The sequence below is a fragment of the Blautia stercoris genome, from assembly GCF_054657695.1.
The window spans coordinates 366,858-383,720 of record NZ_BAAHYF010000001.1; the positions used below are offsets into that span (position 1 = coordinate 366,858).

The 16,863-nt window shown below is 36.8% G+C and carries 12 protein-coding genes, 1 other RNA gene and 1 other annotated feature; of the genes, 2 read left to right on the top strand and 11 right to left on the bottom strand.

Annotation, left to right across the window (positions count from 1 at the left end):
- Window positions 1-80: 80 nt before the first annotated feature.
- Entirely contained in the window at window positions 81-2,171 is a 2,091-nt protein-coding gene (locus tag ACYQ2D_RS01865) for an elongation factor G (protein ID WP_022303388.1), read from the bottom strand.
- 272 nt (window positions 2,172-2,443) lie between these two features.
- Here ACYQ2D_RS01865 and ACYQ2D_RS01870 point away from each other — a divergent pair, with 272 nt between their 5' ends.
- Together ACYQ2D_RS01870 and aroA are read left to right on the top strand one after the other, a co-directional pair.
- On the top strand, window positions 2,444-3,541 hold the full coding sequence (locus ACYQ2D_RS01870; protein WP_022303389.1) for a prephenate dehydrogenase: 1,098 nt from the start codon (window positions 2,444-2,446) through the stop codon (window positions 3,539-3,541).
- Between the two features lie 11 nt (window positions 3,542-3,552).
- Window positions 3,553-4,821 carry a 3-phosphoshikimate 1-carboxyvinyltransferase gene (gene aroA, locus ACYQ2D_RS01875; RefSeq protein ID WP_459784485.1) on the top strand — a complete coding sequence of 423 codons (1,269 nt, stop codon included), beginning with the start codon at window positions 3,553-3,555 and terminating at the stop codon, window positions 4,819-4,821.
- Between the two features lie 129 nt (window positions 4,822-4,950).
- On the opposite strand, the gene queA is transcribed toward aroA, so the two are convergent.
- The 10 genes from queA to leuD all read right to left on the bottom strand — a co-directional run bounded on the left by queA (window position 4,951) and on the right by leuD (window position 16,862).
- Complete coding sequence (gene queA, locus ACYQ2D_RS01880; RefSeq protein ID WP_459784486.1) at window positions 4,951-5,979, bottom strand: tRNA preQ1(34) S-adenosylmethionine ribosyltransferase-isomerase QueA; 1,029 nt, start codon at window positions 5,977-5,979, stop codon at window positions 4,951-4,953.
- A gap of 66 nt (window positions 5,980-6,045) precedes the next feature.
- Window positions 6,046-6,648, bottom strand: a complete 603-nt coding sequence (locus ACYQ2D_RS01885) for a histidine phosphatase family protein (protein ID WP_117455586.1) — start codon at window positions 6,646-6,648, stop codon at window positions 6,046-6,048.
- Window positions 6,649-6,787: 139 nt separating this feature from the next.
- On the bottom strand, window positions 6,788-7,741 hold the full coding sequence (locus tag ACYQ2D_RS01890) for a YihY/virulence factor BrkB family protein (protein ID WP_459784487.1): 954 nt from the start codon (window positions 7,739-7,741) through the stop codon (window positions 6,788-6,790).
- A gap of 167 nt (window positions 7,742-7,908) precedes the next feature.
- On the bottom strand, window positions 7,909-9,315 hold the full coding sequence (locus ACYQ2D_RS01895; RefSeq protein ID WP_459784488.1) for a SpoIID/LytB domain-containing protein: 1,407 nt from the start codon (window positions 9,313-9,315) through the stop codon (window positions 7,909-7,911).
- 158 nt (window positions 9,316-9,473) lie between these two features.
- Window positions 9,474-10,535, bottom strand: coding sequence for an aldose epimerase family protein (locus tag ACYQ2D_RS01900; RefSeq protein ID WP_459784489.1), 1,062 nt, complete (start codon window positions 10,533-10,535; stop codon window positions 9,474-9,476).
- 32 nt (window positions 10,536-10,567) lie between these two features.
- A non-coding RNA gene (ssrS, locus tag ACYQ2D_RS01905) (6S RNA) lies at window positions 10,568-10,750 on the bottom strand.
- A 144-nt stretch (window positions 10,751-10,894) separates the two neighbouring features.
- On the bottom strand, window positions 10,895-12,382 hold the full coding sequence (gene thrC, locus ACYQ2D_RS01910; RefSeq protein WP_022302859.1) for a threonine synthase: 1,488 nt from the start codon (window positions 12,380-12,382) through the stop codon (window positions 10,895-10,897).
- Between the two features lie 82 nt (window positions 12,383-12,464).
- Window positions 12,465-13,676 (bottom strand): cell wall hydrolase, encoded by a 1,212-nt coding sequence (locus ACYQ2D_RS01915; protein ID WP_459784490.1) that lies wholly within the window; start codon window positions 13,674-13,676, stop codon window positions 12,465-12,467.
- Between the two features lie 327 nt (window positions 13,677-14,003).
- Entirely contained in the window at window positions 14,004-15,659 is a 1,656-nt protein-coding gene (locus ACYQ2D_RS01920) for a 2-isopropylmalate synthase (protein ID WP_117455576.1), read from the bottom strand.
- A gap of 124 nt (window positions 15,660-15,783) precedes the next feature.
- Window positions 15,784-16,062, bottom strand: a binding site (T-box leader).
- Window positions 16,063-16,373: 311 nt separating this feature from the next.
- The gene (leuD, locus tag ACYQ2D_RS01925; protein WP_117455574.1) at window positions 16,374-16,862 is read right to left on the bottom strand and encodes a 3-isopropylmalate dehydratase small subunit; all 489 of its coding nucleotides are present in this window, start codon (window positions 16,860-16,862) and stop codon (window positions 16,374-16,376) included.
- Window position 16,863: the final 1 nt, after the last annotated feature.

Below are 16,863 nucleotides of genomic sequence, written 5' to 3' on the forward strand. Positions count from 1 at the left end.
TGTAACACAAAACCGAAAAAAAAGATATCCCGAAAGCCCCCACTCTTTCGAGATATCTTCTTAAGTTTTCTTAAATTATTTTAAGCGTCTGCTCCTTCTTCCTGACGAGCTTTAATTTCCTGTTCCTGAATATCAGACGGTGCCTGCTCATAACGGGCAAACTCATAAGAGAACACTCCGCTTCCTCCTGTCATAGAGCGCAGGTCTGTTGAATATCCGTAAATCGAAAGCATCGGAATATCCGCTTCTACGATTGTACAGCCTTTATGCTGGGCATCTGGATTCATTCCAAGAACACGTCCTCTTCGTTTATTCAAATCACCCATAACGTCACCGGTATATTTGTCCGGAACATTGATTTTCATAGATACAATCGGCTCTAACAATACTGGAGAAGCTTCCAAAAAGCCTTTCTTAAATGCCTGAATTGCGGCTGTTTTAAATGCCATTTCAGAAGAGTCAACCGGATGATAAGAACCATCGTATAAAGTTGCTTTCACACCGACAACCGGATAAGAAGCTAAAGGTCCTTTTAAGACTGATTCCTGAATTCCTTTTTCTACTGCCGGGAAATAGTTTTTCGGAACTGCACCACCAACAACGGTCTGTTCAAATACATAAGGAGTCTCTAAATCACCAGATGGTTCAAATGTCATTTTTACATGACCATACTGTCCATGTCCACCGGACTGTTTCTTATATTTTGCATCTACGTCGGCTTTTTTACGAATTGTTTCTCTAAATGGAACTTTTGGTTTTGAAAGCACAATATCTACTTTATAACGTTCTTTTAATTTACTGCATACAATGTCAAGATGCTGTTCTCCGATACCATACATCAAGGTCTGACGGTTTGCAGAATCATTTTCAATCCGCAGTGTCTGATCCTCCTGCATCATTCTGGAAAGTGCCTGAGATACTTTATCTTCATCGCCTTTATTCACAGTTTTATAACGTTTGCAGGTATATGGAACAGAAATCTCTGTCTTTCCAAACACAACAGGAGTCGTTCTTGTAGAAAGAGTATCACCTGTTGCCACTGTATTTAATTTTGCAATTGCACCGATATCACCGGCATGAAGTTCCGGAACTTCAATTGGTTTTCCACCCTGTAATACATAGATTTTTCCAGGTTTTTCATCTGCATCTTTTGTTGGATTATAAAGAGTATCTTCCCCTTTGATAACACCTGAGCAGACTTTAATCAGAGAATATTTTCCAATGAACGGGTCAACAATTGTTTTAAATACATAAGCAGATTTTGCTTTTGCAAAATCATAATTTGCTTCATAGATATCATTTGTTTTCATATTCATTCCTGCACAGGTTTTCTGAGCCGGACTTGGGAAATAACCGCAAATATCATCAAGCAGGTTTGCAACACCCTGTACATTTACGGTAGAACCCATGCACACCGGAATAATACTTCCATCAGAGATATTCATTTTCAGAGCTGCGGAAACTTCTGCTACAGAGAATTCTTCTCCTGCAAAATAACGCTCCATAAATTCTTCACTGATTTCTGCAACAGATTCCATTAAGATATCATGGTATTTTTCCAGATATTCTTCGAGGTAGTCCGGAACCGGACATTCTTTTTTCTGTCCTCTTTCAACGTAGCGTCTGCCGGCCTGTTTTACGATATTTACATAACCAACAAACTGTTCATTTTCACGAATCGGCATGTGAATCGGTGCAATTTTCTTTCCATACAGTTCCGTTAAGTCTTCTACTACTTTACGATAACTGACATGGTCTAAATCCATCTCTGTTACAAAAAACATACGAGGCAGATTATATTTTTCACACATCTCCCATGCTTTTTGTGTTCCGACCTGAACCCCTGCTTTTCCGGAAACAACGATAATTGCTGCATCTGCTGCTGCCACTGCTTCTTCTACTTCCCCCACGAAGTCGAAATAGCCTGGTGTATCCAGCACATTAATTTTTACTTTTCCCCATTCGATTGGCACTACTGAAGTTGTGATTGAGAATTTTCTTTTGATTTCCTCTTTATCATAATCACTGACCGTGTTACCATCTGTAACTTTACCTAAACGGTTTGTTATTCCTGATAAATAAGCCATTGCCTCGACCAGACTTGTCTTACCGGAACCGCCGTGACCAAGCAGGACCACATTTCTAATTCTGTCACTTCTAAAAACGTCCATATGTAATACCTCCTAAAATTTAATATGTATATATTTTACTAAAAAAAAAATAATTTTTCAAGTATTTTATTCAATTTAAACAAGGTATTTTTTCATTTCTTTTCATTTTCATTATGCAAAGTGCCAGCGTAACGCTTTAAAGTGTCAAACCGTTGACTTTTCTTTCAAGATGTCATAAAATAGTTATGTTTGACAGACTGTGCCGTATTTGATTCATTTTTGACGACACTGCATCAGTCTTGTCTGATTACCGAAAAAAGAAGGAGATTTTCATGGAAACGACAACAATTGGTTTTATTGGTCTTGGGTTAATCGGTGGTTCTATTGCGAAAGCCATCAAAAAATTCCACCCAGATTATCAGATTATCGCATACAATCGAACACGGGAAACTTTAGACGATGCTGTCTTTGAAGGCATTGTTGACATTGCCTGCGAAGAAATGGACAGCAAATTTTCGCTCTGTGATTATATCTTTCTCTGCGCCACAGTAGACTACAATATTGAATGTTTAAAATGGCTGAAAACGAAAATCCGTCCAGGCTGTATTTTAACAGATGTCGGCAGTGTCAAAGGAGAAATTCACAAAGAAATCACGAAACTCTCCATGGCCGCAAATTTTATCGGCGGACATCCGATGGCAGGAAGTGAAAAAACAGGTTACGCTTATTCTTCCGACCATTTAATCGAAAATGCTTATTATATTTTAACACCGTCAGAGGAAGCCAGTCTGGATAAAATCAGCCGGTACAGCGAACTGGTAAGCTCGATTGGAGCACTTCCTATGATTCTTACTGCTCAGGAACATGACTATATTACTGCGGCAATCAGTCACTTGCCTCATGTTGTTGCTTCTTCTCTTGTCAATCTGGTTCAAAAACTGGATTCTTCAGATGAACACATGAAAAGTATTGCAGCCGGAGGATTTAAGGACATTACCAGAATTGCTTCTTCCTCCCCTTATATGTGGCAGCAGATTTGTCTGGAAAACCCTGATAACATTTCCAAAGTATTAGATGAATTTATCCGCTTAATTGTACAGGCAAAATACCTGATCGACCAGAAAGATTCCAATGGACTTTATCAGATGTTTTCTTCTTCAAGAGACTATCGAAACTCTTTTGATAACACTTCAAGTGGTCCAATCAAAAAAGAATTCGCACTGTACTGCGATATCGTAGATGAAACCGGTGCAATTGCCACAATTGCAACCATTTTGTCCATGAACGGAATCAGCATTAAAAATATTGGCATTCTTCATAATCGTGAATTTGATGAAGGTGTTTTAAAAATTGATTTCTACGATGAAGAAGCCCTGAAAGCCGCTTCTGAGCAGCTTAGAAAACGAAACTATATTATTTATGAGCGTTAGGAGTTTACAATATGTTATTTCATAAATCCCATCCTCTAAAAGGAGAAATTACCGTACCTGGAGATAAATCCATCTCCCACAGAGGCATTATGCTTGGTGCTCTTGCCAATGGTACTACTTCGATTACAAACTTTTTAAAAGGTGCTGACTGCCTCTCTACCATTTCCTGTTTTCAAAAAATGGGGATTGAAATTGAAGAAACAGAAAGTGAAATTCTGGTTCATGGAAAGGGACTGCACGGTTTAAGTGCTCCAAAAGAAATTTTAGATGCCGGAAACAGTGGTACAACGACAAGATTAATTTCCGGTATTTTAGCCGGACAAAACTTTTCCTGCGACCTTACCGGTGATGCTTCGATTCAAAAACGTCCAATGAAACGTATTATGACACCACTCTCTATGATGGGTGCTGATATTACCAGTGTTCATAACAATGGATGTGCACCACTTCATATCAAAGGTGCGCCGTTAAAGGGAATTTCCTACCAGTCTCCGGTTGCTTCTGCCCAGGTAAAATCCTGTGTGCTTTTTGCAGGGCTTTATGCGGATGGAAAAACCAGTGTTACCGAGCCATTTTTATCCCGTAATCATTCCGAGCTGATGCTTTCCTCTTTTGGTGCTTCTGTTCAAACCTGCGGTACAACTGCAACAATTGAACCGGAACCAGTCTTAACCGCTCAAAAAGTAGAAGTTCCGGGAGACATTTCTTCTGCTGCTTTCTTCATTGCAGCCGGACTTTTAATTCCAGGTTCTGAGCTTTTAATCAAAAATGTAGGAATTAATCCAACTCGTGATGGAATTTTACGTGTCTGCAGACAAATGGGGGCAAACTTAGAATTGCTTAATACAAGAACGCAATGTGGTGAACCAGTCGCAGACATCCTTGTAAAACACAGCGAATTAAATGGAACTGTTATTGAAGGGGATCTGATTCCAACTTTAATTGATGAACTTCCTGTTATTGCAGTTATGGCTGCCTGCGCAAATAGAGAAACGATTATCCGAAATGCAGAAGAGTTAAAAGTAAAAGAATCCAACCGTCTTGAAATTATCGTTCATCATTTAAGCGAAATGGGATGTGATATTACCGGTACAGAGGATGGAATGATTATTCGTGGAGGAAAACCACTTCATGGTGCTGTTTTAGACAGCCATCTCGACCACCGCATTGCCATGTCCTTTGCAGTTGCCGGACTGGTTGCAGACGGTGAAACAGAAATTACCAATGCAGATTGTGTTAATATCTCTTATCCAGGATTCTATCGTGATTTGCTCCGCTAAATAAACGATTTCCTTTTTGTTTTAATCAAGTCAAAAATAAAAAGATGTTCTGCCACGTTTCTTAGTGAACAGAACATCTTTTTTATAAATCTCTTTTTTTATAAATCTCTTTTTTTATCAAATCTTAATTTAATCATGAATATACATCGCATCCCCAAAGGAAAAGAAACGATATTTTTCCTTTACAGCTTCTTCATAAGCATGCATAATATTTTCTTTCCCTGCCAGTGCAGAAACCAGCATCAGTAAGGTAGATTCCGGAAGATGGAAATTTGTAATCAGTTCATCAATCATTTTAAATTGATATCCCGGATAAATAAAAATCTCTGTCCATCCGCTTTTTGCCTGAAGGATTCCATTTTCATCTGTTGCAGACTCCAATGTACGACAACTTGTTGTTCCAACCGCAATTACTTTTTTACCAGCTTTTTTAGTATCATTAATTAATTTTGCCTGTTCTTCTTCTACTACATAAAATTCAGAATGCATGTGATGTTTTTCTACATCATCTACTTTTACCGGACGAAATGTTCCAAGTCCGACATGAAGGGTAACATGTGCAATATTTATCCCTTTTTCTTTAATCTGCTCTAATAATTCCTTTGTAAAATGAAGCCCTGCTGTTGGTGCTGCTGCACTTCCCTCATGTTTTGCATAGACCGTCTGATAACGTCCCTTATCCTGAAGCTTATGGGTAATATATGGAGGAAGCGGCATTTCTCCAAGTTTATCAAGAATTTCTTCAAAGATCCCTTCATAACTAAAACGAATCAGGCGGTTTCCCTCTTCTACAATATCAATAACTTCTCCAATTAATAAACCGTCTCCAAAACTGATTTTTGTTCCTGGTTTTGCCTTCTTTCCTGGTTTTACCAATGTTTCCCATACATTTCCATCTTTTCTTTTTAAAAGCAAAATTTCAATTCCGGCATTTGTTCCAACCTTACTTCCATAAAGTCTTGCCGGAATGACTTTGGTATCATTGATAACCAGACAGTCTCCCTTATTTAAATAATCAATAATATGTTTAAAATTTGTATGCTTCAACTCACCACTTTTTTTATCCAGACACATTAATCTGGAAGAAGAACGATCTTCAAGCGGGTCCTGCGCAATTAATTCTTCCGGTAAATCATAATAAAAATCTGATGTTTTCATCGGTTTCTCCTTTTCTTTCTTGTAATTCAAGCGGATATTTACAATCCTCTTTGCTACTTGATTCGATCAAAATATTTTATCTTCTTCTATTAATTTTGAAATCTTATTTTTCACTTCTATGATATTAACACTACAATTTGGAGGTACACAACCTCTCCAGAAATTTTCAATAGATGGATTTTCATATACATTTTGAAGCAGAGCTCTTACTGCACATCCATGGGATGCAATTAAAATTGTTTTATCCTGAAGTTCCTCTTTTTGAATCAATTCTTCATAAAATTCCTGTGTTCTTTTACAAATGGATTCTAATGATTCCGCATTTTTGGGAGGCTGATATGCTTCGGTATGATGAAAAAAGTTATCGAGCATTTCTGCCGGTAATAATCTGGAGTCTTTTCCCTCCCACTCACCAAATGAAATCTCACGAAGACGTACATCCTCAATCATCGGCACGTCTTTTCTATCTCCCAGTACCAGCTGTGCTGTATGTTTCGCTCTTTTTAACGGACTTGTAAAACATAAGTCAAACGGAATCTCTTTCATCGCTTTTCCTGTTTTTATAGCAAGCGCAATTCCATTTTTATTTAACTCTGTATCCGATGCTCCCTGAAGTTTTCTTTCTACATTCCATGTTGTTTCTCCATGACGTATTACATAAAGTTTCATAACTTATCTAAAACCTTTCTCTAACTCGCCAGATAACCTAACTAAGTATCCTAATTATTTTCCCCACCTAATATCATCTGCTGCACACCAACCTATAATGATAGTCATTTCTCTGTTTTCTGTCAAGAAATACTATCTGCTATTTCTTTTCTTTTTTACTCTTTTTTTCGTCTCCTGTCCATTCCTGGCGCTTTTCTCCCGCAAATTCCTCTGCATGCTGCACAAACTGCTGATACTCTCGTTTGATTGTATTCGTTGCAACCTGATGCATCCAGCGAAAGCGTTTCTCAAAATAATGATTAATTGAAGCACCTATCATTACAATATTCATACAGATATACATCCACAAAAGAATCAGAATAATAGTTGTCATGCTTCCATACATATTCGATGTTTTATTAAAAAATTCAAAATACAAAGAAAATCCCATGGAAAATGCAACCCAGCACACGGATGAAAATACAGCACCCGGAAACTGACTACGAAATGTTGCCTTTCTATTTGGAACAAATTTATATAGAATCAAAAACACTCCGCACAAAGTTGCAAGTGTAATCACTAATCTCATGCTGATAATCATTGAAACCAATTTATTCAAAAACGGAAAATGCCGTCTTAATTCTCTTTGCAGTGTATTTCCAAACACCTGTAAAGTAAGGGTCAGAATAATTCCAATCACAAACAATAACGTATAGGCAGCAGAACGAATCCTGGTTAAAATATAATTTCGTGTCTCAGAGACAGAATAAATACAATTAAACCCATTTGTTAAAGCCTGCACACCTTTTCCAGATGACCAAATTGCCATCACTGCTGACACCGGCACAATGCTGACAGATTTATTATATACTTCATCTACAATTCCCTGTATAAACTCATGCAGGTTATCCGGAATCACCTGCATAATTGCTCCAACCACTTCTTCACGATTCAACTGAGTATATCTTATGGAAGTCATTAAAAGCAATGTAAACGGAATAAATGATAAAATAATAAAATAAGCTGCCTGCGCAGCATAAGCCGGTACATGCTTTTCGCTGATACTTCTTGAAAACCCCCAGATATCACGAATTATTTTTTTGACTATTCTCATTTATTTAAAATCCTTGTCTCAATGTTTTTTCCTGTTTTCCTTTATTATCTATTACTTACTATTAAGCAACTATTCACAAGCAGATATTCGCAATCTGTTTTGCTACCTGACTCGGTTTAAACTATATTTTTCTCTTTACCTGCTTTAACCGGCTAACGCTCATTATATCACACCCCACTAATTGGGGCAATCTCTACCTCTTGATAAAAATAATTCAAAATCTCTTGATAATTATTTCCAAGCTTTGCCATTTGATTTGCCCCATTCTGACTCATTCCCACTCCGTGCCCATATCCTCCTCCATGAATCATATAACCTTGCGGTTTTCCATTTTCATCTATCTGTGCTTCCAAGGTAAAATAGGCACTTGGAAGCAGTTTGCCCCCTTTTACTGTTGATTCATCTTGGCGTACGATTTCAAGATTCTGTGGACTTAAAAATTCACGTATCTCATATTCATTTCCAAGTTGAATGACACCTATATCTGTCTCTATTTTTAATTTTAAAACAGCATCTGCTTCTCCTGTTTTCTCAATTTCCATTTTTTCAAGCACTGATGCGTCTGGAAGTTTGTTTTTTGCCTGTTCAAGCAGTCTTTCACTTGAAAAGTATACTTTCCACTGATACCACGGCACAGACGCATCGAATTTACATTCTACACTTTTTAAATAACTGACCGGAGCAGATGCTTCCCAAACTGCGTTTGTACTCGTCTTTCCATGAGAAGTAGAAAAATAGTAAGCAGTAATCGGCTGTCCGTCTTTTGTTAAAATCTCTCCCTTTGTCTCATTTACTGCTTTTTTGGCTGGCTCAGACTCTCCTGAATTTTGATAAACCTGATAAGAAACACTGTCATCTACCTGAGCGATACCAATCCCAACCGGATCCTGATTTTTCTGCATCTGCATCCAGGCATACGTCCTTGCACAGACTGCCTGCGCTTTTAGGGCTTCTTTTTCATAGTCAGAAGGCATTTCGCTTGGTACTACACCATAAAGATATTCTTCTAACGGTAGTCTGTTTACCATATACCAGCCATCTTTTTCTTTTCCAATAATAAGTGTTCCCCCATAAGACGGTGTTCCTTGTCCTCGTTCTACCGACAATACTCTGATTCTATTTTCTTTAGTCCGATCAACAGGCGATAACACCAGCCTTCCCGCTTCTGGCAATTCCTCTTCTTTTTCTAAAACCAGTTTTTCGTTTGCTAAATAAAGTTTTCCACCGTTTTCTTCCTGATAATCTGTTTCAAACTCTAACTCTACCCGCTCATGAAAATAAGATGTATACTGTCCTGTCATAATTGCAACTGAAATTTCTAACTCCTGATTTGCTTCTTTTGTTTCTGATTTTTCTGCATTTGTTCTTTTTTCTTCGGATTCTGATTTGCTTTCCGACGTTTCTTCCATTTTTTCTTTAGAGTTTCTTTGTATCACTTTTTTTTCATTTTCCCTTTTTATCAGCTCTTCTGTTTCTGGTTTTAACTCTATTCTTTGTTTTTTCAGTTCTTGTATTCCTAATCCATTCAGAGCAAGAACACAGCATAAGCAGATAATCAGATAGTTTCGATTCATCCCTAAGCTCCGGTCAAATAAAATTTCAGCTTAAGTATATGAGAAAAAAAATGCAGATATTCTTTTTCAAATATCTGCATTTTGGTACAAAAGCCCGCCAAACAGTATTCCATTTTAAGATAAAATACAATTTGACGGGCATACAAACTTTTTATTTTTTATTTCGTAGAAAATGCATAAACTGTAGTAGTATGATATTCTTCTCCGGCTTTTAATAAAGAGCTTTCAAATTTTTCTTCATTACATGCATTTGGATAATACTGCGTTTCCATACAGAAACCACTTCTCTTTCCATAAACACATCCAGCTTTCCCATTTTCCTGTTCAATAAAATTACCGATATAAAACTGCATTCCCGGAAGGTCTGTATAAACTTTCATCTGAATACCAGATTCCTCACACCAAACTACAGCGGCTTCTCTCATTTCACCTTTTTTACGGGTTAAAGCATAATTATGGTCATATCCACCTGCCATAATAAGCTGTTCAAAATCTGCATCTACATCCTGTCCAATCTTCTTCGGTGTTGTAAAATCCATTGGTGTTCCTGCTACCGGTGCAATTTCACCTGTCGGAATTAACAGTTTATCGGTTGGCGTATATTCTTCTGCATGAATCTGAACGATATGATTCATTACACTTTCTGCACCTGCATCATGTCCTGCCAGGTTAAAATAAGAATGATTGGTCATATTTACAATCGTATCTTTATCTGCAGTTCCTTTATAATCCAATACCAATTCGTTCTTTTCCGTCAATGTATAAGAAACAAAGGCAGTAAAGTTTCCCGGAAATCCCTGGTCTAAATGTGGGCTCTTAATAGAAAATGTAATACTGTTTTTCTCTGCATCTATTTCTACAACATCCCACACTCTGGTACGATAGAAATTCGGGCCACTATGTAAATTATTTTTTCCATTATCATTTTTTTCCAACTGATAAGTCACACCATCAATTGTAAAAGAAGCATTTCCAATACGGTTACCATTTCTTCCGATTGGAGAACCAAAATGAGGCGGATTTTCATAATATCCTTCTACAGTATCATAGCCTAAAACAACATCTCTTAATTTATGATTTTCATCCGGTACCATAAGACTTACCAAAATTGCTCCAAAATCTGTTACCTTCATCGTTGCTCCGGATGTATTTGTAATCTCATAAAGAAAAACTTCTGTTCCATCCGTACTCTTTCCGAAACTCTGTTTTGTGATTGCCATCTGTTTTCTCCCTAATTTCAAACATAAAATTAAGTAATCCCGAGATGCCGTTTCCTATCTTCTGACTCCTAGCTGTTGCTAGGTGGGTGACCGCAACCATTCTTCTGCCTTCCGCTGCGCAATGACGGCCTGACATCCAACTGGCAATATAGGAATCCCGTTTAAAGTAAATGTAGGTTCAAAAATAATAGGAGCATCGCACAACCCAGGATTACTTCGTGATTTCATTATACTCTAGTATATGAAGTTTTTCAACAAAAATTACTGAATAAAAATTGGTTTTTTATGAAAGTTTTTCTAAATTCTCAAGTATTATCTCATGTAATAACTAAAAAGTCAACATTTTCTCTCATTAAACCTTAAGCGTTCAACAATTTTTTTACAATTGCCGGCATCTCTGCTACCTCTACCACTGTATCATGCAGTACCGGAGCAGTACGGATTTCTTCAATTGCATTTGGAACTTTCACATTTGCAATTTCAGATAACTTATCAATCAGTTCAAAATCCTCCATTGCATCATATTTATGATCAATTGCATCCATTACACTACGTGTAAATTTAAATGGACTTGCAGTAGAAGCAATGACTGTCTTTGTATCATCTTTTGTAGCTGTTTTATATTTTTCATAAACGCAGGCTGCAACTGCTGTATGCGTATCAATGACATATCCCGTATCTTCATACAGTTTTTTAATAATTTTGGCAGTTTCTTCTTCTGTTGCATAATTTCCATAGAAATCTTTTAACTGCGCACGCATCTCGGCAGTGATTTCATATTTTCCATCTTTGGATAACTCATTCATCATTTCTCTTGTTTTATCTGCATCTTCACCAGCAATACGATAAATCAGACGTTCTAAGTTACTGGAAATTAAAATATCCATAGATGGAGAAGTTGTTAAGATGAAGTCTCTGTTTCTGTCGTAACTTCCTGTGCTGAAGAAATCATATAATACTTTGTTTTCATTGGATGCACAGATTAATTTTTCAATCGGAAGTCCCATATTCTTTGCATAGAATGCAGCAAGAATATTTCCAAAGTTTCCAGTTGGAACAGTGACATTAATCTTTTCACCTGCTTTTATTTCTCCATTTTTATATAAGGTTGCATAAGCATATACGTAATACACAATCTGTGGAACAAGACGTCCAATATTAATAGAGTTCGCTGATGAGAATTGATATCCTGCATTTGAAAGCTCTTCTGCCATATTCTTATCATTAAACATTTTCTTAACGCCTGTCTGAGCATCGTCAAAGTTTCCTGTGATTCCAACAACGTAAGTATTATTTCCTTTTTGTGTTACCATCTGTTTTTCCTGAACCGGGCTGACACCATTTTTCGGATAAAATACAATGATTTTCGTTCCCGGAACATCAGCAAAGCCAGCCATAGCAGCTTTTCCGGTATCTCCAGAAGTTGCGGTCAGAATTACAATTTCATTTTTTACATTATTTTTCTTTGCAGAAGTAGTAAGAAGATGTGGCAGAATAGAAAGTGCCATGTCTTTAAATGCAATCGTTGCCCCATGGAAAAGTTCCAGATAATAAGCACCATCTGCCTTTTTCACCGGTGCAATTTCCTTTGTATCAAATTTAGAATCATAAGCTCTTTCAATACATGCTTTTAATTCGTCTTCTGTAAAATCTGTAAGGAAACGACTCATAACCTCATAAGCGATTTCCTGATAAGTCATGGATGCAAGTTTCTCTACAGGAATATCCAAAACCGGAATCTGTGTAGGAACAAATAATCCACCATCGTCTGATAATCCTTTTAAAATTGCCTGAGAAGCTGTTACACATTCTCCTGTTCCCCTTGTGCTTTTGTACAAAATTTCCATTGTCTTTTTGTCCTTTCCTTATTTATTAAGTCAAGATACACTTCTATTCTTTCAATTAGCATATCTTGCAACTTACTTACATTTAAATTGCATCGGATTTGCTTGTCTTTTTCGATGTCTCATCTGTAGATGTCTTTCCTTTTTTGGAAGATTTCTCTTTCTTTTTAGGCGAAATTTTTGTTTCCGTTGAAGTTTCTGTTTTCGTTGAAGAATCATCTGGCTCTTCTTTTTCTTCTTCTGTCTTTTTTGAAGAAGCATTCGCTTCTAATTCTTTCAATGTCTTTTCCGGATATGTATAAAAGGCATGAACACCATGTTTAAATAAAAATTCCAAATCCCTTTTAAACCAACTTACATTGTCTGAATCCGAATATTCTTCCTGCATAAAAAACAATGCTCCCTGTGAATAATCTTCTCCATCAATTGCACGATTGACTGCTTCTCTGGTATCTTCTGAAACAGTAACGGTATTAATTCTTCCATCTGCTGTCGGTGAAAACTGAGCAGTTCCGTCGGTATTCTGCCACACAATATCATAAATGCTGTCTGGAAAAATCGGACTCTGCAAACGATTGAAAATAACATTCGCCACCATGATTTTTCCTTCTGTATCTTCTCCACCTGCTTCTGCTTCTGCAATCTTTAACAGAGTTTCATAATCTCTGTCTGTCACTTTTAAATACTGTTCCACATCTAACGAATGATTCTCCAGTTTTTCTACGGTATCAGCTGCCACTTTACTAAAATCAAGATTCGATTCCTGCTGATTTTTCCCAACACGCTGACCAACTAAAACTGCTTCACAAGACGTTCCTAATTTATTTACCTCACTATCTGTGTCCTGACTGATACAGACACCGGAAATAATGGATTCAATCCCATACATGTATTGTCTGGTATTTTCTTCCTGTGCTTTTTCTACTACAGTCTCTACCGATTTTGCTGAAGAAGCCTCAGCCTGTATAGTAAGTTTTTTAACCAGAAATACTCCTGCCGCAGATAATACTCCCACCGCCGCAAACGCAGCAGTTTTCAAAATAAACTGTCGTCTTTTTTCCTGAATTTTTCTTTCATTTTTTCGTCTTGCCTGTGACTGTCTGTGCTGACTACCTGTTTTCCCCGTTTTTCTCTGTGCTACCTTGCCTGACGTCTTTCTCGTTTGAATCTCTCTTCTAGTTCTAACCCTTTTTCTGCTTTTTCGAACCTGTTTTTTCTTTTGCTTTCTTTTCCAGTTTCTCAAGCATCTTTTTATTACTCTAAGAAGCCTCGATTCAATTTTTTGAATCTTGTTCATACCTTTTCCCTTTGTTCTCTTAAACTATTTTCTCTATCTCTATACTCTCACCTAATCAGTTATTTTGAATTATATGATAGTTAAAGGATAGAAGTCAATAAGTTCAAAAGTCTTTTGTCTATATTACATAAATTTATTTGAAAACTCGGACAATTTTTCATCCAAATTTACTCTGATTTTTCGTGGTTTTTCATAAAAAAAGCAGGTACAAAAGAATGATTTTTTCTTATGTACCTGCTTTGCTATTGAGATTTTCTTAATTTAACATTACCAAGTCTTTAGGTATTATGTTTGCTCGAGAACATTTTGATATAAAAATTTAAGCTTTTATCGATTATTGATTGCAGTTACCAATGCGTCTATAGAGGCCCTTATGATGTCTACATCCACCCCTGCGCCCCAGGAAAGTGTACCATCTGGCTTACGAATTCCTACATAAGCAATCGCTTTTGAACTGGAACTCTGCTCTAATGCATGCTCCTGATAAGTTACTAAATCATACTCAAAATTATATGCTTTCTTCAACGCATTACTTACCGCATTTAAACGTCCGTTTCCTTCTGCCTCTGTTGTAATCTCTTTTCCATTAAAAATAGAAGTTACCTGTGTTGTAATTCCTCCATTTACCTGCTGGAAATGTACTCCATTTAAGGACAGCGGGCTTACTACATTTTCAAAGGTCCGTTTAAATAATTCAAAAATCTCTTCTGGCATCAGCTCTTTATGTGTATGATCCGATACTGCTTTTGCTGTATACCCCATTGCTTCACGCATCTTAGGTGGCAGATTCAGTCCAAATTTAGTTTCCAGAATATATCCGACACCACCTTTACCAGACTGACTGTTAATACGGATAACATCTGCATCGTAATTACGCCCAACATCTTTCGGGTCAATTGGAAGATATGGTACCGTCCAGTGTTCCGGTTTCTTTTCATCCAACCAATGCATACCTTTTGCAATTGCATCTTGATGAGAACCGGAAAATGCAGCAAATACTAATGCACCGCTATATGGACTTCTCTCGTTAATTGTCATTCCCGTAAAGGATTCATATTTTTTACAAATAGAAGAGATATCTGTAAAATCAAGCTCCGGCTCTACGCCCTGCGCATACATATTTAAAGCAAGTGTTACGATATCAACATTACCTGTTCTTTCTCCATTTCCAAATAAGGTTCCTTCCACACGGTCTGCTCCAGCTAAAATACCCATTTCAGCATCTGCTACACCACAACCACGATCATTGTGTGGATGGAGAGAAACGACTACATTTTCTCTGTATTTTAAGTTCTTGCACATATATTCTACCTGACTTGCATACACATGCGGCATAGAATGTTCTACTGTAACCGGCAGATTGATAATTGCTTTTCTATCTGCAGTTGGCTGCCAGATATCCAGTACTGCATTGCAGACTTCCAATGCATATTCTGGTTCTGTTCCAGTAAAGCTTTCTGGGCTGTATTCAAAACGATAATCTGCTCCAGCTTCTTCTGTCAACTGTTTTAATAATTTTGCACCTTCTACTGCAATCTTTAAAATTTCTTCTTTGGATTTATGGAAAACCTGTTCTCTCTGAGACAAAGAAGTAGAATTATATACATGTACAATTACATTTTTTGCACCTTTTACCGCTTCAAATGTTTTCTTGATAATATGTTCTCTTGCCTGAGTCAGAACCTGAATCGTAACATCATCCGGAATCAAATCTTCTTCAATCAATTTTCTTAAAAATGTGTACTCTGTTTCAGACGCAGCCGGAAAACCAACTTCAATTTCTTTAAATCCAATTTCAACTAACAGTTTAAAAAACTCTACTTTCTGTTCCAGATTCATAGGAATTACAAGTGCCTGATTTCCATCTCGTAAATCTACACTACACCAAATTGGTGCTTTTTCTACATGATCTTTTTCGGTCCAGTCCATACATTTCACTGGTGGTAAAAAATACTGTCTTTTGTACTTACTGCTGTTTTTCATAACTTAAATCCTCCTAATCATTTTGGCACATCACTTTAGAGCTTCTTTTTGATAATTCTTTTCCTAGAACTTACCACTTTTTTCTGAAACAAAAAAAGTCTCTCATCTCTTACAATATACTTGTAATAGAGACGAAAGACTAACGTCCTGCGCGGTACCACTCTACTTCATGAATCAAATTCATACTCTCAAAAGATACTGATGAAACCATCTTATATCTTTCCCTGCTGATAACGGTAGGGATTCCGTCTACGCCTACTATCTTACCTCGCCTTGCTTTATTAGTAAAAGTTCGGGCAGCTGCTCCAAGGGCAGTTCAAAATATTACATCTACTGTTTTTCACCAACCAACAGCTCTCTGAAATCCGTAAAAATTTCTACTAATCCTTATCTCTGCATTTTGCTGTTTACAGATTACTCTGTGCTTAATATAATTAAAATAGCATTACCAAATCAAAATGTCAAGTAATTTTAAGGAAGAAACTTCCTTTTTTTGATAATCGGGCAGGAACACTCTACCCGATTTTTCAAGTTTTTTGTACTTCTTTCTACCTATTATATTATATATTTTTCTTATCTTTTATTAATCTCTGCAAGATTAATGGTCCTCGTACAAATTTGTTTTGCAAGCTCCGGATTATGTGTCACAAAAAAATGCAAGCAGAACATTTCAATTCCACTTGCATTTCATTTTATTAATTATTTTCGTTGATATTAATTATTTGCATTAATATAATTAATTAAACCTTCTGCTTTGATAATCTTCTGCATAAACTCTGGAAAAGCCTGTCCCTTAAAAGCCTGTCCTTTTGTTTTATTTGTAATAATACCGCTGTCAAAATCCACTTCTACTTCATCGCCTGCTTCAATATTTTTCGCTGCTTCCGGACACTCAATGATTGGTAATCCAATATTAATTGCATTACGGTAGAAAATACGTGCAAAAGTTTCTGCAATTACACAGCTGACACCGGCCGCTTTAATTGCAATTGGTGCATGTTCTCTTGAAGAGCCACATCCAAAGTTTTTATTTGCTACAATGATATCTCCTTTATGCACATTGTTTACAAAGTCTTTATCAATATCTTCCATGCAATGCTGTGCAAGTTCTGCAGGGTCAGAAGAGTTTAAGTATCTTGCCGGAATGATAACATCGGTATCCACATTGTCTCCATATTTAAATACTGTTCCGTTTGCTTTCATC